This is a genomic window from Glaciecola sp. KUL10 (assembly GCF_003203515.1).
Taxonomy (GTDB): Bacteria; Pseudomonadota; Gammaproteobacteria; order Enterobacterales; family Alteromonadaceae; genus Glaciecola.
The window spans coordinates 171,946-192,288 of sequence record NZ_BGNG01000007.1; the positions used below are offsets into that span (position 1 = coordinate 171,946).

The window sequence follows — 20,343 nt, forward strand, 5'->3', positions numbered from 1 at the left end:
CAAGCCCCAAGAAGTTTGGGGCTGAGAGAAAAGTGAAACAATTATCACATATTAATATTATGTACTTATTTTGATGTGGCGGTGTTATTTTTAATTGCGAGCCATTCGCTCAATAACGGAGATTGAATTGTTATATTTTTAAATTTAATTTTCATAATCAGTAACAAATATATTACCGGTTGTAATTCTGGTTAACAGATCTTGCCAACTTGAAACGTCCCAGTTTTTCATTTGTCCGCGAAGTATAGCCGTTTCTAAATTTTCTACTGCTAACTTAATATTGCGATTAGCACCGGTTCTGTATTTCAAGGCTAGCAAGTAGTTATAGCGGGGGTCGTTGTTAGCCGTTTCTGTCAACGCTAAAAGGTACTTGACGGCCTTGTCATAGTTAGCTACTTCTTTATTTTTGCTATTAAATAAAATATCAACTGCGGCAATATGTGACTCAATATCACCTTTAGACATAGCTGACTCAAACCAAAACAGTGCTTTTTTCTCATCTTTAATCACCCAAGGGCTCGTTTGTAAAATTTTGGCTAATCGATACTCAGCTCTCACCAAACCATATTTACTTGCTTCAGACAACCAGTGTATGGCTTGCGCAAGGTCTCTTTGTTCGCGATAAAGTTTGAATCCATACTCATACATAGCAGGCGAATGGCCGGTTTCTGAAAGCCTAAGAAGTATCTGTTCCGCTTCAGTGTCTTCTTGTTCTATCCAAGGAAAGTTCAGCATTAACATTGCCAGATTAAATTGATCATTAACCGTACCACCTTTTCTGAATTTCCGCGTTTGGCGAACAACTTGTTCATACATTTTTTCATTTTCTCGAATCAAGGCAAATTTGTTAAATGCCGCTGCTCCAAGATAAGTCCGACTTGCAAAGTCAACTGCTTGCTCGCCATGCATAGGCACCTCAATTGGGAATAGAATGAATTGTTCAAGCAAAGGTTGATAGTGGCCAAATTTTTGCACTTCACTTGTATAGCGAATCGAACCATCGCTGGCAATATCGTGATCGATTATTAAAAAAGGGGTTCGAGGCGTCGATCTCACTAACTCAATTGAGTCGTCTGAAAACGCCTCATCTGAACTTGCATCAAATGAAAGGTCACCGCCAAAAGTATTGGGCTGATAATCGTCAAGTTCTATATCTTGAGGGTGGTAAACTGTTTTTCGTGTAGCTTCGCCATTAAATTTAATTGTCTCTATTGGGTCGCCTGTTTCGAGAACAGGGAAGTATTGAGTGATTTTGCGCTCAATACCGTGACTCTTTTTGTAGTCTTCAAGTACCTGCAATATAGAGTGTTGATTTTCTTTTGGTAACGAATCTAAGATATTTGTGATTATTTGTTCTGAGTTATGAAATTTTTGTTCAGCAGCCAAATAAAAATATAGCATAGCGTTTACAGCGTCTTTTTCTCCACCTAAACCTTTATGATACATATTACCTAGCTGATAGTAAGCATGAGGATTTCCGACTTTTGCAGAGGCTAAGTATTCCTTTTTTGCTAATGCATATTTTTGCTCAGTAAAATATTTGTCAGCTAAAAAAATATCTGTTCCTTTTGCAAAGGTTGGCAGAAAGAAAAGTAAGAATAAAAGTGACGATTTGTACATTGAGCAATTTACCTTAGTTAATATGGCTTAAATATCATAGGGTATATTGCTTAGATTTGACATGATATGAAACTGTTTTTATGTAAAATTTTCGTAAAGAGTTATTCGTAAAGGCTATGGTTTTAGGTTTATAAATAAAATTAGCAGTGTGTTTGTTCAAAAAACCAATTGAATTTGTGATTTAAAATGAATTAATGTGATCTAAAATTGTTGCATTTGTTTGGTTTGAGTGTTTTCTTATATTTATATAAATCAACGTATTGTATTTGTAAGACTTGCTGTTTAAGGACCTACCTTGTTATGAAAGCATCAATATTCGACTATGCACCTTTGTCGACATTAATTTGTTTGTTTATTTTTACCTCTATTTGCAAAGCTAACGTGGCTGAAGTCACTAATGTGAATGGGGGAGCTATTAATGCAGGTAAAAGTAAACCAAATATTCTCTGGTTAGTTGTAGAGGATATGAGTCCAATTCTATCGGTATATGGCGATCCCACTATTGCTACTCCTGCAATAACTCAGTTAGCTAAAGAGGGAGTAACATACACAAATGTTTATTCGACTTCTGGCGTCTGCGCTCCAAGTCGAGCGGCATTGGCACTTGGTATGTATCCATCAGCCGTTGGTGCAAATCATATGCGTACAACATCAGATACAAAGACAACGGGTTTACCGAAATATGAGGCGGTTCCACCCTCCCAAGCTAAAATGCTGAGTCAATACATGCGAGAGGCCGGATATTACACCACTAATAATTACAAAACTGATTATCAATTTAAACATCCAAAGGCAGCTTGGAATGAAAGCGGACCTCTCGCCCATTGGCGTAAAAGACCTGAAGGGCAGGCTTTTTTCTCAGTTGTAAATTTCACTACTACACACGAGTCGGGATTGTTTGAGCCCTACGGAATCAGAAAAATAGAGGCTAGACATTATTTTTCTGATGACGAGGCAAAGATAAGGGCACTTCCGCAGCATCACTCAGTCAAAACAAACGAACAAGAGACGCCTATCCACGTGAATAAAAATAAGGAATTTCCCATTCCTCCTTATTTACCTGATACACCACTTGTGCGTCGCGATTTATGGAAAATGTATAACAATCTTGCAGAGACAGATCGCCAAATTGCCGCTGTAATCCGACAGCTAAAAGATGACGGCTTATACGAAAACACCGTGATTGTGTTTTACGCAGATCACGGTGGACCACTGCCGCGACAGAAACGTTTGATTTACGATAGCGGTTTAAGAGTCCCTTTAATTATACGCTTTCCAAATAGTAATTTTGCAGGTACTACTGATGACCAATTAATTAGTTTTGTAGATTTTGTACCTTCTACACTGGCGTTGGCAGGGCAGACAATTCCTGAGCATATGCATGGTGTCAATTTTTTAGATAAAGTGACCGATATTGACGATGGTGAGAGAGAGTATATTCATGCTGCAGCAGACCGCTTTGATGGATTTACCGACAGTATCCGTGCGGTAAAAAATAGTCGATTTAAGTACATTCGTAACTATCGTCCACAACAAGGCTACTATCTACCCGTAAGCTACCGAGAAAAGATCCCAACGATGCAAGAGCTGCTGCGGTTGCGTGAAGCTGGTAAATTAAATGAAATTCAAGCCCAGTGGTTTAGACAGTTAAAACCCAAAGAAGAACTATTTGACACACTGTTGGATCCTCATGAGTTAAACAATCTTGCGAGCAAACCTGAGTACCTAGGTATTTTGCAGGAGCTTCGGGCTGAAAACAATCGCTGGCTAAATGAGATTGGTGACTTGCCCAATCAACCAGAACGTCAATTGATAGATTCACTTTGGGGAGGAAGCGCTGACAAGCCAGTCACTCAAACACCTAACTTAAGTATTCAAGATGGCCATTTGTATATGAGTAGCGAAACTAAAGGTGCAGTTATCTCTTACCAAGAGGTTAGCGAAAAAGGGAACTCAGAATGGCAGCTTTATCAAGCCCCTATTCGAGTCAAAACAGACACTGAATATAAAGTGGTGGCGCACCGCTTGGGGTACAACGAAAGTGTGACTGTTGAAATAAGTGTAAACTAGCCCCTATTTTTTTTAACTTCATGGAGAATAGCGTTTATACCATTAAACGATGCTTCGACTGCCTGCATTGGACTCAGTGGGATTGGGTATTCTTCTTGTTCAACCACGATCCATCGAGTATTGCCAAATTCAATGCTCGATTCTATCAAGCGTTTCCAATCAAAGTTATCTTCGCCTAAAATCACCTGATGACTAGTTGAAACAACCCCAGGTTTACCTTTGTAAGTTCTTATTTTGAAGTGTGTTGTGAGCGTTCGCTGAGGAAATCGTTTTACATATTCAACTGGATCAACACCCGCGAAAGTAGCCCAACCAACATCAAGTTGTAGTATCAAGTCATCGGGGGTGTTAATTGCTATATAGTCCCAAAAACTTTCCTCTTTGAACGTTTCGAACTCCGAAGAATGGTTATGGTAACCCATGTACATATCCATCGCTCTGACGCGCTTATTCACTTGTTTCAACTCATTGATGAACTCATCTATATTCTCAGACTGACTAGCACGACTATCAAAGGGAATGATTATGAACTCGGTACCTAAGGCTTTAAAAAAAGCTAGGTGTTTATCTGCGTCACTGCCGGTAAGTTGACGAAGCGAGATATGAACGCCGCTAACTTCGAGACCTAATTCCTTTAAGAAGTTTTTTAATCCTATTGGATCATTATCATACGGGCCGTAACGCCCTGCAAACTCGATACCGCTAAAGCCAATTTCAGCAATTTTCTTTAATGTGGATTTAAAGTCTTTTGATACATCACCTCTGACTGAGTGAAGTTGCACACTGAGCTTCGGAATCGGTGCGGAATCTGCTTTTGAGTAAGCTTCAAATGGCGTGAACAAGATGCATGACAGTGCAAAAAAACGAGTAAAAAAGTATTTTGTGTTAGTCATTGCTTGATTTTTTAAGTTATATTGATTGAAAATGATTGTATATGATTTGTGAATTGTTGTCCTATAAAATAACAATGTATTAAAAATTAGAGGGTTAGCCTGTTTTTTTTGCGCTTCTTTTTTATGCGTTTTTATTTTTCTTATTTTAAAAAGGCAAGATTGTTCAAATTTAATCATCTTATGTTTTTGATTAGAAGGGATGTTATGACTGAAAAATACGATGTGATTGTAGTTGGATCAGGGATCACCGGAGGGTGGGCGGCCAAGGAGTTTTGTGAAAAGGGGTTTAAGACTTTGGTGATCGAACGCGGTCGCAACATCGATCATCGTGGAACTGAATATACCGATATGCAAGCTCCTTGGAAAATACAGAATAGAAATTTACTGCCGGAGAGTTTTGGCGAGGACGGTCGTTATACAGACATCAGCGGTAAGGGGTTTTTTAAAGGAGCAACTCAGCAGTTTTTTACGGACAACAAAGAGCATCCATTTTCATACCCCAAAGATCGACCAGCCAAGTGGGTTCGTGGTTATCAATTAGGTGGACGCTCATTAACGTGGGGGCGGCAGTCACTCAGGTGGGGACCAAAAGATTTTGAGGCCAACGCTAAAGATGGTCATGGTGTTCCTTGGCCGATAGGCTATCAAGATTTAGCACCGTGGTACGATTATGTAGAAGAATTTGTAGGTATTTCTGCAAATAAAGACGGTTTAGATGTGTTACCAGATGGGGTCTTTCAAAAACCTTGGGAAATGAGTTGTGCTGAAACGCACATATCAGAAAAGCTCGAACAAGCCTATCAAGATAGACGTTTGATTATTGGCCGAGCCGCCAATATTACAGAACCCAATGCCGTTCAAAGTGCTTTGGGTAGAGGGCAATGTCAGGCGCGAGCATATTGCAAAAGAGGTTGCAGTTTTGGTGCATATTTCAGTTCTTTATCAGCTACTTTGCCAGCGGCAAAGCGCACAGGTAACCTAACAGTGGTGACCGATGCAATCGTGTCAAAGGTAAACTATGACGCGAAGACACGCAAAGCATCGGGTGTTTCCGTAATAGATGCAAAAACCAAACAAGAGCGCCAATATCATGCACGTGTTGTGTTTTTATGTGCTTCTGCCTTTGCTTCTATACAAATTATGCTCAACTCCAAGTCTGAAACCTTTAAAAATGGCATTGCTAACTCTAGCGGTGTCCTTGGTCATTACATTATGGACCATTTCTCTGGTGTGCAAACAAATGCAATAGTACCTGGATTTTCAGACAAAGTGGCTTTTGGAAGGCGACCGATTGCGACCTACATTCCCAATTATCGGCATGATCAAAAAGATGGGGTCAATTTTGTTCGTGGTTATGGTTACCAAGCCACTGCGCAACAAAGGCGTCACTCAGGTACAAAGGCTAAATCTGCGGGCTTGGGCAAGCAGGTAAAAGATAATAGTAAAGTGCCAACTGTCTGGCGTTTTATTACGCTTATGTATGGTGAAATGCTGCCGTATTTTGATAATGCAGCGAGTTTACACGCCAATAAGCGAGATCAATGGGGCATTCCTTTATTACATATCGATGCTCAAATTAAAGAGAACGAGCGGAAAATGATTAAACAAGCTGCTATCGATATTAAAGAGATGCTTGAGGTTGCTGGATGCACCAATATTAACATTAATCAAGTTGCTGAGGATCAGCATATCCAAATTGGCGATAGAATCCATGAAATGGGGGGCGCATGTATGGGAGATGACCCAAAAGCATCGGTCTTAAATAAATGGGCACAATGTCATGACGTAGCCAACCTATTTGTTACTGATGGCGCGTGCATGTCTTCATGTGCAACACAAAACCCATCGTTAACTTATATGGCGATTACGGCTAGGTCTGCTAACTATGCTGCAAAATTGATGGAAGCAGGTACGTTATAACTAAGCCCAACATTCGGCTGTATGAAAATATTACGCGATTTTTAGGAAACCAATATGATAGAAAATAAAATAACACGTAGAGTGTTTCTGGGCACAGCAGCGTTTTTTGTATCGGCCCCAATCTTAGCCAGTTTGCCTAAAACTGAAAGCTCGGTAGGAATAAAGAAAATACTGGCAGATGGTCAATTTTTCAATGCTCATGAACTAACAGTGTTAACTGATATTGCTGAAATAATGATCCCAAAAACACACACTCCGGGTGCTACAGAGGCACAAGTAATTCCCGTTTTAGATGCATTAATGTTGAGTTGGGCAGGAAATGATACAAAAAAACGATACAGGCAGTTAATAATACAGGTAGAAAAACTAGCTCAGGATTCATACAAAAAAAACTATCTTGAATCGTTACAACCTGAACGAGTATCGCTATTAACTGTTTTAGACAAACGCTCGTTTGATAATCCCAATACTGATATTTCAATAAACTATAGAAAGCTTAAAGAGTTGATTTTTCATGTGTATTACACCTCTGAAGAAGCTAACCCTGACTACGTATTGATACCTGGTACCTATAAAGGGTGCTTGTCAAAGCAAGAGTACCAGAATCTGGTAAATAAGCGTTTAGGACGTGCTTCATAGGCGTATTATTCACAAGAAATGTTTCACATACTCATTGATAAAAAAATCTACTATTTATAAGTAAACAATATGAACGTATTTGAGTTATTGTGATTGTTTGTGAAAGTATGTAAACTCGTTTGAGTAATTGTTAAGAGTTTGTGTTCGTTATCTCTTGGCATAAGGTTATACTTGAACAGAGATATTTTTAAATGAAATGCAAGCAACCCACTCACGCTTATTCACTTAAATCGTTTTTCATGATGATTTTACTCACCGCTATTTTTTTTCTTAGTACGGGTTGCATGCAACCAATCATCAGTCAAAACCAGAGCCCAAAGTCCATCACAAGTGAACAATTTTACGCACAAAGACACGCTTTAATTGATGTGTTGTCTAAAGACGATCCTGTTTTTTCAGCGTTACAGGCCCAAATTAATCCACAAGATGTTGAAAGTCAGGAATATTGGAGGTGGCGCATAGATCAATACATGTATGGACAGTACCCTGAATTCCAAACAATTTATGATGCGTACCGAAATAACAAAACCTTTCTTGATATTTATAATTTACCAAATGAAAATTTGGGGCCCAAAAAGGCAATGCCAACTACGCTTCCATCAGTACCTAAAGGGCACTTCACCGAAAATTTACAAGGCAATCCGCACCGCGGGTGGCACTATCTATCTGGAGATACCTTATACATAACATATCAAGGACAGCTTTCTGATCCTTATATTGCAAGCTTTAATCTCAAAACCAATGTATGGGAAGGGCCTTTAAAAGCAGGTGAAAGTACACTTTCAAAAGATGATAGAAAGTTCGATAGTCATGGTCGTCCAATTATCGAAATTGATTCCCTTGGGCATATACATATCGTATACGGCGGACATGGTGGCGAGCGAGAAGATGGTCTTAACCCACTATCTATAGACACGCCGCATGCTGGTGGTCGGATGCTTCACCTGATGTCAAAAAGGCCATATGACATTAGTGAATTTGAGTATATAGATGATATTTCTCCTTTTGCTTCTTACACCAAAAGCTACAAAATGGGCAATGGAGATATATATTTGTTCACTCGTGCAGGTACACACAAATCACCTTGGGTCTATTACAAAATGACAGCCGGACAACAAAGATTTGAGGCGCCGGTTATTATCACATGGCCGACCCCACAAAAAGATAACCCAATAAATGTAGACACGTTTTATATTAATCCTGTCAAAATATCAGATACTGATATTGCAATTAGCTTCTTGTGGCATGAGTGTAACTTTCTTGAATATCACGATAAGCGTACTTATTCACGCATAAATGCATACTATGTTCGTTTAGATACGCGCAATGAAACGTTTTATAACGCACAAGGTGAAAGCGTTTCGCTACCTATAACCTTAGCTCAAGCAAACACTAATATGCTTGCATTTGACTCGACAGATAGAGAAGAAACACCTTTTACTACGACGCCAATTCTTTTGGATGACGGTTCACCGGCAGTTATTTATGAAGCCCGAACGAAAGACATGCGCGAACATCGAATGACTGCTTTCATAAATGGTCAGTGGACGCACAGTTTACCCACGCCGAGCAAAATCAATACAACTTTGTATGACAAGCAAAATCATAAAATAGAAAATCTTTTAAAGCTTGAAAAGTTAGGTACTCAATCAGACCAACAAACTGCAATGGTCATTTACCGCGACAAAAATAAACAAACAGTTTATGCAGAGGCTACGAGTAAAAATGGCAGCGACTGGTTTGTCTCAAAGACACATCTGAGTTTACAAAGTTCACGCATTCAGATGGAACCTGTAAAGAACAACTTAGATGAGACTATTGGCTTTATTCTAAATGTTCGAAAAGGTGCTTCACAAAGATTATATTTATGGCTTGAGGGTGCATTTCGGCCTTTAAATCATTAATTGTGAAGTGCACAGCTTTATCAAAAGTGACCTCATTTGGGGCTAATTGATTTCAAATTCCCAGGGCAGTTCGATATAGCTCTTAAATAGTATAAGTAAGCGCTATAGAAGTCATGAATTTACCTTTCCAACGATGGCATCTAAAGAATCGCCTTTCCATTCACTCATGCCCACAGGCAACGAAGGAGACGATGGAATGTGCGATCTCAAGCTTTCAACGATAGGTTGAAACTTGTTTTGCGTAATTAAATTGGTGCGCTCTAAGGGATCTTCCTGAGTATCATATAGCTCTTCTGAGCCATCTCGATATTGAATTAACTTGTAGCGAGAAGCTTTTACCGCATAATTTTTATAGTGCCAAGAAATCAAGACAGTGCGTTCACTTCGTCTATAGGGGGCATTATTAATAATAGGCAGTAAACTTTGGCCTGCAATTTTATTGTGTTGCGGAAGATTAGAAATGGAGCAAAGGGTGGGGTATACATCCAATAGGCTAACGACTTGATCGACTGTTACTTTCTTTTTGGCTCCTCTTGGTGGACTGACTATAAGTGGTGTTCTTGTGGATTCATCCCACAGACACATCTTACGCCAATTTTGCTTTTCTCCAAAGTTTTGTCCATGGTCTGACATAACAAAGATCCAAGTATTTTCTGCGTTACCACTGTCATTTAGTGCCCTTAATACTTTGCCAAGCTGATCGTCTACAAAGGCAATACTCGCTAGATATCCGTGCATCAGGTCCTTCCAATACTCTTCTCCCAAATCAGAAACTGCTTTGTGATCACCACCTGGTATTAGGCCCATTGTCATTGCTTTTCCATATTCCGGAATATCAAGCATGTCATCTACACTTGGAAGCGTTATTTTGTCTCTATCAATTGCATCGAAGTATTCTTGGGGAGCGGTATAAGGTACGTGAGGCCTTAAGAATCCTGCCGTCATAAAAAATGGTTTCGGGTTAACTGTCTTGCCTAACTCTAGCAGTTTATTACATAACCAATCGGCAATCAGTTCATCAGGCATTTTTTTGTCAAACATATTGGTATTGCGGTCAACGGCACCCGCGACCAAAGATTGACCAGATTTGTGGCCCAAGTTGTCAACAACAGGATTATCAACGGGAAAGGGATAAAATTTATATCCAGCATACCCATCTCCGTGTTCTTTTATTTTATCGGGAATAACCAGTTCAGGCATGAAATCGTGATAATGCTTACTATGTTCAGCTTCATCACTTACCCACCTATGATAGATTTTACCGGCGCCAACATTGTGATAGCCGTTTTCCTTAAAAAGTGTCGTTAAGTGAGGTACGTCATTTATAACGATATGCGCGTTGGCTCTGCGAGTTCCCGTAGAAGCAGATTGCGCATTTGTGTACATGCCGCTTTCATGGGGGGCTACACCTGTCATCAACGCCGCCCTCGAGGCCGCGCAAACTGGTGCCGCGCAATGAGCGTTTGTAAAACTTATCGACGTTTGCATTAGTTTATCTAAATTTGGGCATTTAACCAGCGGATGTCGTTGTGAGCCCATAATCCATGCATTTAAGTCATCTATAGTGATGAACAAAATATTGTTCTTTTTTGTCGTTTTCGCTGAAAGACCGAGCGAGTTTAATGCGGTATAGGCACCCAAAAAAGTACTAAATGAATTTTTTAAAAACTGTCGTCGATTGTTTTGCATATTAGCTTTATTTTGACGTTTTTTGACTGTTTATGATGTTACATGTTTGTTTGTGTGATGTAAATTAATCAAGCGTTGGCGCTGTGTATTGATAAGAAATCCGCACTGCTGCAGCCTAGTGCTGTATCAGATGTTTCGTTATCTTTGCTAGATTTTGACCAGAGTAGCCTTAGCAAAGAGCACTTCTTTTAAATAAAATAAGAAGTGCGATAAAAAACGAGAATCTAGAACGAACAATGCGTTAGTCAGAAAACTGTCTGATCACTGAATTCAAAGTGTCCTTGGCATCACCAAATACCATCCGAGTATTTTCTTTAAAGAAAAGAGGGTTGTCTATTCCCGCAAATCCAGAGGCCATACCGCGCTTAAGCACAAAGACATTTTTGGCTAGGTCCGCATTGATGACCGGCATACCATAGATCGGAGAGCCCTTCATTTCTCGTGCAGCTGGATTAACCACGTCATTGGCACCAATCACTACCGCTAGGTCATAGCTTTCCATTCTAGGGTTGACTTCATCCATTTCTAATAAAAGTTCATACGGAACATCAGCTTCTGCTAATAAGACATTCATGTGTCCGGGCATTCTCCCAGCGACTGGGTGAATGCCATAAACAACTTCAGCACCATTTTCTTCCAGTAGAGTTTGAAGTTCTTTCATTGCATGTTGAGCTTGTGCCACTGCCATACCATACCCTGGAATAATCAGAACAGACTGAGCCGCTTCAAACACATAATATGCATCTTCACTGGATATGCTTTTTACTTCCCCTTCAATCTTCATCTCTTGAGTGCTTACGGTTTGAAAGCCGGAGAATAAGACGTTTGATAATGAACGATTCATCGCCTTGCACATCACGCTAGTCAAAATTATCCCACTTGCACCTACTAAAGCGCCCGCGACAATCAGTAGGTTATTGTCTAATGCTAAGCCAGCGCCACAGGCAGCTAAGCCCGAATAACTATTGAGAAGAGATATAACCACTGGCATGTCAGCACCGCCTATCGGAATAACCAACATGATACCGAAGATCACACTTAACGCTAAAAATGCATGTAAAAAATGAGGATTAGACGGAGTGATAGCTAAGAGTATGCCAAACGCCAATATTGCGAAAATAATTATCATATTAACAAAAGCTTGGCCTTTAAATACCATTGGGCGGCCCTTAATGATGGTACTTAAATTTCCACTTAGTTTTGACCATGCTATAAAGCTTCCTGAAAATGTTACTGAGCCAATTAAGATCGCAATTAACAATAACATCACAATACTTAAATCAACTTCTACAGTGACCAACATCGCAACCGATACCACGAGGCTAGAAAGGCCGCCAATGCCATTCAATAGTGATACTAATTCTGGCATGGAAGTAAATTCAACTCGTTTCGCAACGACTGCACCTACTACTGCGCCCGCAACTAAACCAACTGCAATCCATTCATAGCCAATAATATTTTGGTCAATGAGTGTGATTACAATAGCAAGTAGCATCCCTGTTGCAGAGGTTAAGTTGCCTTTTCGAGCAGTACTAGGGTGACTTAAAAGCTTTAAACCTAAGATAAACATGACAGCGCTGAGCACGTATACGCCATTGATGATAAATTCATTTTGCATTTTGCTTCTCCTTGGTTTTGAACTTTGACAGCATACGATCGGTTACCAAGTAGCCACCGACTACATTAATTGCAGCAAGGAAAACTGCTGTTGTGCCCAGAACTTGAGCCCATAAATTGTTATCGTTGCCGGCAAAGACGATTGCGCCAACTAAGGTAATACCGGATACTGCATTTGCGCCAGACATAAGGGGCGTGTGGAGGGTTGCAGGCACTTTTCTAATTAGTTCAAAGCCCAAAAAGATAGATAAAATGAGAATCATTGATAAGTAAATAAATGACATTATGCATGCTCCTTGCTTTGCTCGTGTAAGGTTTGCTTAGGTAAGTCTTCCTTTGCGCTGTATTGCGATTTAATGATTGGATTAATAAGTTGCCCTTTGTGCGTGATTAGTGCTTGAGCAAGTACTTCATCTTGTTCATCCACCTTCAAGCATTTATCCTCTTCAGACCAAATATCTTCAATCAAGGCCTGTAAGTTATTGGCATACATTTGACTGGCGTCGCGCCCAACTTGTGAGGCCCAATCACCCGTGCCAATTATTTTGATGCCTCCGTACATAATTGTTTGGTTGGCAACAGAAGCTTCTACATTTCCACCATCTTGTGCGGCCATATCGACAACAACAGATCCTGGCTTCATTTGAGAAAGTACATCATTTTTAATTAACACAGGAGGTGTTCTTCCAAATAGCTGAGCGGTCGTAACGACAATATCAGAGTCTGCGATGCACGTTGCTTGCGCGCTTTGCTGTTTTGCTAGTTGTTCAGATGTTAATGCTTTTGCGTACCCTTGCTCGGTTGAACCTGTTTCACCCAAATCTATGTTTAGGAATTTGGCACCTAAAGACTCAACTTGCTGTGAAACCTCTGGACGTGTGTCATAAGCAATTACATTTGCGCCCATTCTCTTGAAGGTAGCGATTGCTTGTAAACCTGCAACACCTGCACCGATTACAAATACTTTAGCGGGTTTTAAAGTGCCTGCCGGCGTCATCATCATGGGCAGCGACTTGTTTAATGCTGACATGGCTTGCAATGCCATTACGTAACCCGCAAGGCTAGCTTGGGAACTTAAGGCATCCATTTTCTGGCATCTACTAGAGCGTGGGATCATCTCCATACTCACACTTGAGACTTTATGTGAAATGTACTCATTTACTCTTTTATTGTGTTTAAAGGGGTCAAAAAAGCTAATAGTGGTGACATCAGGATTGAGCAAAGGAAGTTTAGTTTCGTCGAGCATCGCAACTGACAATATCGCGTCGGCGTCACTAAATGCTAATTGCATTTCAGATTTTTCGCCAGAAAATACGGTTGCTCCAGCATCTACATATTCTTGGTCTTCTATAAAAATAGATGCACCGATACCAGATTCGACCGCAATTTTAGCGCCTAACCTAATATAACTTTTTACATTTTGAGGTAGGATTGCGCAGCGTTGTTCTGGCAAACCTTGTTCTTTGACGAATATGAGTTTACTCATATAAATTCCCTTGTTTTAAGGTTTCAAGCAATGCAAGTCCAATGTTGGACTGCTCTCATTTTCTGTCGTCATTATTTATTTGTTGTGTTGGGTATCTTTTGATACCTCTTTTAGTGTTTCTTTAAAAGTGGTGTATTTGTGATGTGTGTTAACTCAATACTCCCGTTTTGCTTCTCCTTTTATAATTTATTTGCTTTAATTTGTTTGTCAGCGTAATCAACAGCACGTGCCGAAAGTGCCATATAGGTGAGGCTTGGGTTCTGCGTTCCTGCACTTGTCATACAAGCGCCATCGGTAACAAACACATTTGGAACATCGTGCATTTGATTCCACTTATTCAACACACTTGTTTTAGGATCATGTCCCATTCTTGCTGTGCCCATCTCGTGAATACATGCACCAATAGCCGATTCTGATAAAAGGTTGCGCTCTCGTATATTTTTACAACCCGCGGCTTCAAGCATTTCAACAGCGCATTTAACAGCATGTTCACGCATTTTAATTTCATTTTCACGAATCTTGGCGTCAAACGTAATAATTGGCATACCATGCTTATCTCGTTTATCAAAGTTCAAGAACATTTTGTTATCGTGATAGGGAAGGATTTCACCGAAACATTCCATGTTTATTCGCCAAGTGCCGGGCTTGAGTATTTCGTTTTTCAACTCCGCTCCAACTATACCTTCAGGAATATTTGTGGCGCGGCTTGCCCCTCCTTGGTAACTAAAATTCCGGAGGTAGCCTTTTTCGCGAGTATCGTCATCAATATTAGTGAACGGTGGTATAAAAAATCCTTTCGGTCTTCGGCCTTTGTAGTACTCGTCTTCGAGTCCCTCTAGGGTGCCAGACGCACCCATACGGTAATGGTGATCCATTATATTATGACCTAATTCACCGCTGCTGTTTCCCAATCCATTAGGGAACGCCTCTGAACGGCTATTTAGCAGTATCGCTGCGGTGCCAACTGTACTTGCATTGCAAAATATAATGCGCGCGTTATAAATTGTGACGTTGCCAGTATTAGCATCTTTTACCTTAACACCGCTTGCTCTTTTGAGTTCGCTGTCGTAAATGATCTCCATCACGATAGCATCTGACTTTAACGTTAGGTTTCCGGTATCTTGGGCAACTGGTAGTGTGGCAGACTGAGTGCTAAAATATGCGCCAAATGGACATCCCCGTTTACATCGGTTTCTAGCCATGCACTGGCCGCGCGTGCCTAAATGAACATCTGGTTTGTATTCACTTAAGTTTGCAGTTCTGCATGGTGTGACGACACGATTTGGGTACTTTTTTCTAACTGCTTCTCGTAATTTGGTTTCTGCGGCATTAAGTGGGAAGGGAGCGATAAATTTCCCATCAGGCGCTTGTTTTAGTCCTTCAGCTTGGCCCGCAATGCCCACGAACGTTTCGACATAATCATACCAAGATTCAATATCTGCGTAGCGAATAGGCCAATCTACCGCAATACCTTCTTTTTTATTCGCTTCAAAGTCAATGTCGCTCCACCTTGGACAATGTCTTCCCCACATAACAGAACGGCCACCCACGTGATGCCCGCGAATCCAAGCAAACGGTTCAACTTCATCGTACGGGTATTCGTCATCCTTATTGATAAAGGGTTTAACATCTTCCTTTACCCACCAAGCGAGTTTATCTTGCTTAAAGTAGTGCTTCTCTTTTTCCGCAAGACTCACGTTATTTTGATTAGGCAAATCCCATTTATCCATATGGGCGGTTGGATAGTCGCCATGCTTAACCATACGACCGCGTTCTAGCATCAGTGTTTTATAACCTTTTTTGCAAAGTTCCATGGCGCTGTAACCACCTGAGATACCAGAACCAATAACAATGGCGTCAAACTTTGTATTCATAATTATTCTGCCCAAGCCTTACCGCCCACATCTTTCAAACTAATACGAGGGATGTATTGAATGGGAATAGGAAGGTAGTTTAAATGTTTTTCTGCTACTTCTTCAGTTGCTAAGTAGTAAGAAACTGTTTGTTGTTTTAAGTCGATGTAAGCGCGATATACAGGATCTGCTCTATCGATCGACCTAGATTCTATTTTTTTGATAATACTGAGTTTTTCGTCGTCTGTGGCGCTAGCAAAGCCGTGTTCACTTAAATGGTTTTGCAAAGTATTGAATCTGTTAAGGAATTTATCCTTGTAGTCCGCCTTAAAAACCTTATCAAACATGTTATCCATAATAATAGGTACATTGACATCTGACGCGGAGGGCGTATCAGTGCGCGGTAAAATGGTATCCATTATCTGAACAAGCTGCACAAATACATCCTTACTGAAAAACATAGGCGCACTATTTAAAGTACTTTTTCCTGCGACATCTTTAACAGATGCATGTAACAATGAACTTGTAAGGGGAGATAGCATTGCTGCTCCGGTCAATGCAGTGGCATATTTGAGTATATCTCTTCTGTGCATAATGCTAGCTCCTATGGTCGGACGTTGATAAATGCATCACGATTTTTTACTTCTTCGCTTCTTTGTTGTTCATATTTTTCAATATAGTGGTCAACTCTTTTATCCAGTTTAATTCTGACCGATTTATGTGCTTCGCTTTCAATTAAATTAACCGTTTCTTCTGGATCGTCTATTAAATCGTATAGCTGTTGATAGTCATTTTTATAAAAGTCCACATACTTCCAACGTTCTGTCCGCAATCCAACGGTTGGTGGGATAGACACTCGTTTAGGCTGATACATATGTTCGAAAAAGAATTCATCCCGCCAATCAATATCTTTTTTATTTTGAATAAGAGGCACAAGGCTATTTCCTTGATAACTTGCGGGGGGCGTTAAACCAGCTAAATCAACGATTGTTGAGGGAATATCAATGTTAAGAACAATTTTTTCGATTTTTTTGCCGTGTGAAGACTTTACTCGAGGATCATATATAATGAGAGGAACTCTCAAGTCTTCTTCCCAACCAAACCATTTACCCGCTAGTTGACGTTCATTGACGTTATAACCATTGTCGCTCATATATATAACGATGGTGTTGTCTGCCATGCCCAATTGCTCGAGCTTGTCATAAATCATGCCGATGGCTTTGTCGACACCACTGATTGCTCGGTAGTAGCGCTTTACCATTTTTTGGTACATTTCGGGGGACGAGTAACGATACTCCCATCTCACTCGTCCAATCGATGTTTTTAAAAAATCAGGAAGTGCTTCAAAGCTCGCATCGTCTGATAGTTTGGCTGGCGGAATGGTGACATCCTCGTACATATTTTCAAATTCATCGGGGTAGTGATATTGATCCACTGTATCTCTATCGTGTGCATGAGGGTCCCAAAAATTAACGGCCATTGCCCAAGGCTGAGTTGATTGCTTTGATTGCTCAATAAACTCTTTTGCAAGCGCCGCTATGTAGTACGTTTGTGGTAGTTCCTCACCATTGTAAACTTCTGTTTTTGATTGAAGAAGGGGCCTGAAGAAATCAAACCTTTCATTATTGTCCCCTGAAATGCCAATCTCATATTTACCCACAAAAGCGGTTCGGTACCCTGCTTGTTTGATAATGTTTGGATACATATTTGCTGATTCGAGTTTACCTGTTTTAGGTCGACCAAAGGTAAAGTCATGCGTACGCTCGGTTAAGCCTGTTAAAATACTTACTCTGCTTGCGGCACAAATTGGCGTGGTCACAAATGCATTATTAAATACGGTGCCCTTATTCGCTAGCTCATCTATATTGGGCGTCTTTATTATAGGATGAGTGTTGCCAATCAAGTCCCAACGATGATCATCTGACAAGATGAATAAAATGTTGGGTGAAGCAGATGTTGGTTGTTGAGATTTGGACTTTTCAACTATATCTTCATCTTTAATTTGGCATGCACTGAGCATCAACGTGCAAACCAATATGACAGCTGTTGCTTTAAAGGTATTTTGTACGCGTTTCATGAATTGGCTTTTTATTTGTTCTTTGATTGTCATGTTATATTTTACCTGGCTCGACTTAGTACTAGCGCACGCCACAATCCACCGACCTTGGGAGATGTCTCATTAGCTTGCTTTGAATCCACAACGGCCATTGATGCAACGCTTAATACATCACCCTTTTGCAATTTGACCTTGCCTATTTCAAAGTATAATTCCTGCATGTCTTGACTACTTTTTTCTGTGGTAATGATTGCGATTTCTTGATCATTTAATAACACTTTAAAGCGAGATATCATGTTTTTTTGACCAAGCGTTACTAGGGTAATTTTCCTGTTTCCAACATCTCGCTTATCCACCTTTACTTGCGCCCAAGCAAAAGAATTGTGGTGATTAACGTTACTAGTATCTATCGCCAGCGCTTGTTGTTCGGGGACAGAGTAGAGTGGAATTTCACTTTTGTCAGAGAGGTGAAAATCTGACGTAGCATAAAAAATTCTTGAATATTCATTTATCCCCAAAAGACTATCTTTCACCGTAAGCTCGGGTTTGTCGCTTAAGGTCTCATTTTCAGCCTTGTCTTCAGGTACATAATTTTTATCAGTGGTTAAAATGAATTTATCAAGTTCGAAACCATCTTCGCGCATGGATACCATAATGTTATGAACACCTGCGTTTTTCACTTCAAGCGTGACGGTTTTGGGTGTTCCACAATGATTATGTTTGACCCTTTGGGCTGATGACCATGTCCACTTGTGTTTTCCGTTACAAAGTTGCAGTCTTTGAGCACTCACGGGCCAAGTGTTGTTTATGCCAAAATGAACACCATTGTCCTCACTTCCAGAACTATATGCTCTCGCCCAAACAATATAAGTACCAGGTGTTTCAAAGTAGACTGGGTAAGATAAAATCGCGACCTGTCCGGGCACATTACTGAAGTTTTCCTGCCGAACGATCGGTTCAAAATGATTTGTGCGTGTGTCGGGCAATATTTCAATGTATGCATTGGCACTCGCATTCCCAACGTGCGGTAAGTCCGAATCTGCATAGGGGAGGGCTTGGCTATCGTTATCAATAATAAACCAACGGCGCAGAGTGTCTTTATGTTGACTTGCAAAACTTTCTGCTTCTACCACTACTATGCCATTGGTTTCTTTAAACGCTTTGTTTGATGCGTGACTAGACCAAGACAGAAAAGCCAATACAAGCGTTACAAGAGCGAACATACATTCGGCCATTAATTTACAGTAGACGGTTTGTTGACTGCAAAAGACCATATCATTGTGCCCATTTAGTCATTTCTGAAGCCGCGAGTAAGACAGCGCCAACACCATACAATTGAGTATCTTCTTTTTTAACAGGATCAGGCGACTTTCCAACTTGTTGCACATAATTAACACGTCCATTTTCAGATATGCCTTGCTCTATCGCCTTCCACCCTTTCAATACGGTTTCTTTATACTTTTTATCTTTCAACACACCATTGTTAACCCCCCACGCGAGACCAAACGTAATAAAGGCCGTACCGCTCATTTCTGGTGATTTGACTTTATCGGGATCAAGAAGAGATGCAGGCCAATAGCCATTGTCATTTTGGAGGCGCTGTAGACCCGCTGCATTTTTCTTATATAGCGTCAGGTAGCGTTCTCTAGAAGGGTGGTGTTGAGGTAAATCATCAATGATAAGGGGGAGCGCGGCAAACACCCATCCATTTCCGCGACTCCAAAATACCGGTTTTCCATTGTCACTTTTAGAATCAAAATAACGACTGTCTCGGTAAAACAAGCCATATTCGTCTGAAAATAAGTATTGGGCAGTTGCCCAAAACTCTTGATCAGCAAATTTAAAATACTTATCGTTACCGGTGACATTGCTGAGTTTTAACCATGTGCGAGGCGCCATAAATAAGGCGTCTGCCCAACACCAGCGATCTTGACAAGGACCTTCATAACCCCAGATTTTTGGTGTCACTTCTTTTAGTTCTAAATCAACGTATGAGGGGGTCGCTAAAATTCTATCGAATTCTTTTTGAGTGAATTCATAGGTTTTAGGATTGCCAGTTTGTTCTGCTAACCATAAATATGTTTGACCTATTGCGTGGTCATCGGCATGGCGGTCTCGTTTAGTTCTAAAACTGTAGTCTACGGATTCGGCAACTTCTTTAATATGATTTAGAAGTTTTGAATCTGAAACAGTCTCAGTCCACTTAGTTAGACCGATATAAAAGCTAGCCTGAATCCAATTTCTCGGTTCGGCGGTTCCTTTTCGGTATCTCGGTTCAAGATAATCAAAGTTGTCTAAGTGTTCAATTTGCCAATTTGCAACCTTTGAACCAATATCAAATGCTGTCGTTTGAATTTGTGATGAAGTCTGTTCTGCTGCTCGCTCTGATTTGACTACGCTCGAACAACTTGTAATAGCAAAGATGCCGCAAAGCGCTATTACAAATAGGGCGCATTTAGTATTCATGACTATCCTTTAACCGAAAGGTTTGGGCTGACAATTCTGTTATTCACCGATTTTTAAGATTGTTAGATGTTACACGTTTGTTAAGTAAAATAAAATCATATTTAATCATAATAGATCAAAAAGTGTCAAA

15 protein-coding genes are annotated in these 20,343 nt (G+C 40.3%); 4 read left to right on the forward strand and 11 right to left on the reverse strand.

Going from position 1 to position 20,343, the window contains the following annotated elements; genetic code table 11:
* Positions 1-144: 144 nt before the first annotated feature.
* Positions 145-1,620, reverse strand: a complete 1,476-nt coding sequence (locus KUL10_RS13245) for a tetratricopeptide repeat protein (protein ID WP_110429416.1) — start codon at positions 1,618-1,620, stop codon at positions 145-147.
* A 300-nt stretch (positions 1,621-1,920) separates the two neighbouring features.
* Between KUL10_RS13245 and KUL10_RS13250 the strand changes: the two genes are divergently transcribed.
* Positions 1,921-3,690, forward strand: coding sequence for a sulfatase (locus tag KUL10_RS13250; protein WP_110429417.1), 1,770 nt, complete (start codon positions 1,921-1,923; stop codon positions 3,688-3,690).
* Here the strand turns inward: KUL10_RS13250 and KUL10_RS13255 are convergent.
* On the reverse strand, positions 3,687-4,583 hold the full coding sequence (locus tag KUL10_RS13255; protein ID WP_158525388.1) for a sugar phosphate isomerase/epimerase: 897 nt from the start codon (positions 4,581-4,583) through the stop codon (positions 3,687-3,689). The genes KUL10_RS13250 and KUL10_RS13255 overlap by 4 nt on opposite strands.
* Before the next feature lie 204 nt (positions 4,584-4,787).
* On the opposite strand from KUL10_RS13255, the gene KUL10_RS13260 reads away from it, so the two are divergent.
* The 3 genes from KUL10_RS13260 to KUL10_RS13270 all read left to right on the forward strand — a co-directional run bounded on the left by KUL10_RS13260 (position 4,788) and on the right by KUL10_RS13270 (position 9,046).
* Positions 4,788-6,503 (forward strand): GMC oxidoreductase, encoded by a 1,716-nt coding sequence (locus tag KUL10_RS13260; RefSeq protein ID WP_110429419.1) that lies wholly within the window; start codon positions 4,788-4,790, stop codon positions 6,501-6,503.
* A gap of 54 nt (positions 6,504-6,557) precedes the next feature.
* Positions 6,558-7,142: a gluconate 2-dehydrogenase subunit 3 family protein gene (locus tag KUL10_RS13265; protein WP_110429420.1), complete on the forward strand. Its 585-nt coding sequence runs from the start codon at positions 6,558-6,560 to the stop codon at positions 7,140-7,142.
* A gap of 191 nt (positions 7,143-7,333) precedes the next feature.
* A complete protein-coding gene (locus KUL10_RS13270; protein ID WP_110429421.1) occupies positions 7,334-9,046 on the forward strand; it encodes a BNR-4 repeat-containing protein in 1,713 nt (570 codons plus the stop codon).
* A gap of 111 nt (positions 9,047-9,157) precedes the next feature.
* Here KUL10_RS13270 and KUL10_RS13275 read toward each other — a convergent pair whose 3' ends face one another.
* The 9 genes from KUL10_RS13275 to KUL10_RS13315 form a co-directional block, all read right to left on the reverse strand.
* Positions 9,158-10,621 carry a sulfatase gene (locus KUL10_RS13275; protein WP_158525389.1) on the reverse strand — a complete coding sequence of 488 codons (1,464 nt, stop codon included), beginning with the start codon at positions 10,619-10,621 and terminating at the stop codon, positions 9,158-9,160.
* 355 nt (positions 10,622-10,976) lie between these two features.
* The gene (locus tag KUL10_RS13280; protein ID WP_110429423.1) at positions 10,977-12,353 is read right to left on the reverse strand and encodes an NAD(P)(+) transhydrogenase (Re/Si-specific) subunit beta; all 1,377 of its coding nucleotides are present in this window, start codon (positions 12,351-12,353) and stop codon (positions 10,977-10,979) included.
* A complete protein-coding gene (locus KUL10_RS13285) occupies positions 12,343-12,636 on the reverse strand; it encodes an NAD(P) transhydrogenase subunit alpha (protein ID WP_110429424.1) in 294 nt (97 codons plus the stop codon). The genes KUL10_RS13280 and KUL10_RS13285 overlap by 11 nt, the downstream gene beginning before the upstream one ends.
* Positions 12,636-13,838: an NAD(P) transhydrogenase subunit alpha gene (locus KUL10_RS13290; RefSeq protein ID WP_110429425.1), complete on the reverse strand. Its 1,203-nt coding sequence runs from the start codon at positions 13,836-13,838 to the stop codon at positions 12,636-12,638. The genes KUL10_RS13285 and KUL10_RS13290 overlap by 1 nt, the downstream gene beginning before the upstream one ends.
* A gap of 179 nt (positions 13,839-14,017) precedes the next feature.
* Positions 14,018-15,715 (reverse strand): GMC oxidoreductase, encoded by a 1,698-nt coding sequence (locus KUL10_RS13295; protein ID WP_199509249.1) that lies wholly within the window; start codon positions 15,713-15,715, stop codon positions 14,018-14,020.
* Complete coding sequence (locus KUL10_RS13300; protein WP_110429427.1) at positions 15,715-16,284, reverse strand: gluconate 2-dehydrogenase subunit 3 family protein; 570 nt, start codon at positions 16,282-16,284, stop codon at positions 15,715-15,717. Before KUL10_RS13300 ends, KUL10_RS13295 begins: the two co-directional genes overlap by 1 nt.
* 11 nt (positions 16,285-16,295) lie before the next feature.
* Positions 16,296-17,801 carry a sulfatase gene (locus KUL10_RS13305; RefSeq protein WP_233499826.1) on the reverse strand — a complete coding sequence of 502 codons (1,506 nt, stop codon included), beginning with the start codon at positions 17,799-17,801 and terminating at the stop codon, positions 16,296-16,298.
* An 8-nt stretch (positions 17,802-17,809) separates the two neighbouring features.
* Positions 17,810-18,970 (reverse strand): hypothetical protein, encoded by a 1,161-nt coding sequence (locus KUL10_RS18650; protein ID WP_158525390.1) that lies wholly within the window; start codon positions 18,968-18,970, stop codon positions 17,810-17,812.
* Between the two features lie 52 nt (positions 18,971-19,022).
* The gene (locus KUL10_RS13315; protein ID WP_110429428.1) at positions 19,023-20,213 is read right to left on the reverse strand and encodes a glycoside hydrolase family 105 protein; all 1,191 of its coding nucleotides are present in this window, start codon (positions 20,211-20,213) and stop codon (positions 19,023-19,025) included.
* Positions 20,214-20,343 lie beyond the last annotated feature (130 nt).

Excerpts from the sequence above, each read along its gene's own strand:
- KUL10_RS13290 (WP_110429425.1), bottom strand. The coding sequence starts at position 13,838 with ATGAGTAAACTCATATTCGTCAAAGAACAAGGTTTGCCAGAACAACGC.
- KUL10_RS13285 (WP_110429424.1), bottom strand. The coding sequence starts at position 12,636 with ATGTCATTTATTTACTTATCAATGATTCTCATTTTATCTATCTTTTTG.
- KUL10_RS13265 (WP_110429420.1), top strand. The coding sequence starts at position 6,558 with ATGATAGAAAATAAAATAACACGTAGAGTGTTTCTGGGCACAGCAGCG.
- KUL10_RS13305 (WP_233499826.1), bottom strand. The coding sequence starts at position 17,801 with ATGACAATCAAAGAACAAATAAAAAGCCAATTCATGAAACGCGTACAA.
- KUL10_RS13255 (WP_158525388.1), bottom strand. The coding sequence starts at position 4,583 with ATGACTAACACAAAATACTTTTTTACTCGTTTTTTTGCACTGTCATGC.
- KUL10_RS18650 (WP_158525390.1), bottom strand. The coding sequence starts at position 18,970 with ATGTTCGCTCTTGTAACGCTTGTATTGGCTTTTCTGTCTTGGTCTAGT.
- KUL10_RS13315 (WP_110429428.1), bottom strand. The coding sequence starts at position 20,213 with ATGAATACTAAATGCGCCCTATTTGTAATAGCGCTTTGCGGCATCTTT.
- KUL10_RS13280 (WP_110429423.1), bottom strand. The coding sequence starts at position 12,353 with ATGCAAAATGAATTTATCATCAATGGCGTATACGTGCTCAGCGCTGTC.
- KUL10_RS13300 (WP_110429427.1), bottom strand. The coding sequence starts at position 16,284 with ATGCACAGAAGAGATATACTCAAATATGCCACTGCATTGACCGGAGCA.
- KUL10_RS13270 (WP_110429421.1), top strand. The coding sequence starts at position 7,334 with ATGAAATGCAAGCAACCCACTCACGCTTATTCACTTAAATCGTTTTTC.
- KUL10_RS13250 (WP_110429417.1), top strand. The coding sequence starts at position 1,921 with ATGAAAGCATCAATATTCGACTATGCACCTTTGTCGACATTAATTTGT.
- KUL10_RS13245 (WP_110429416.1), bottom strand. The coding sequence starts at position 1,620 with ATGTACAAATCGTCACTTTTATTCTTACTTTTCTTTCTGCCAACCTTT.
- KUL10_RS13260 (WP_110429419.1), top strand. The coding sequence starts at position 4,788 with ATGACTGAAAAATACGATGTGATTGTAGTTGGATCAGGGATCACCGGA.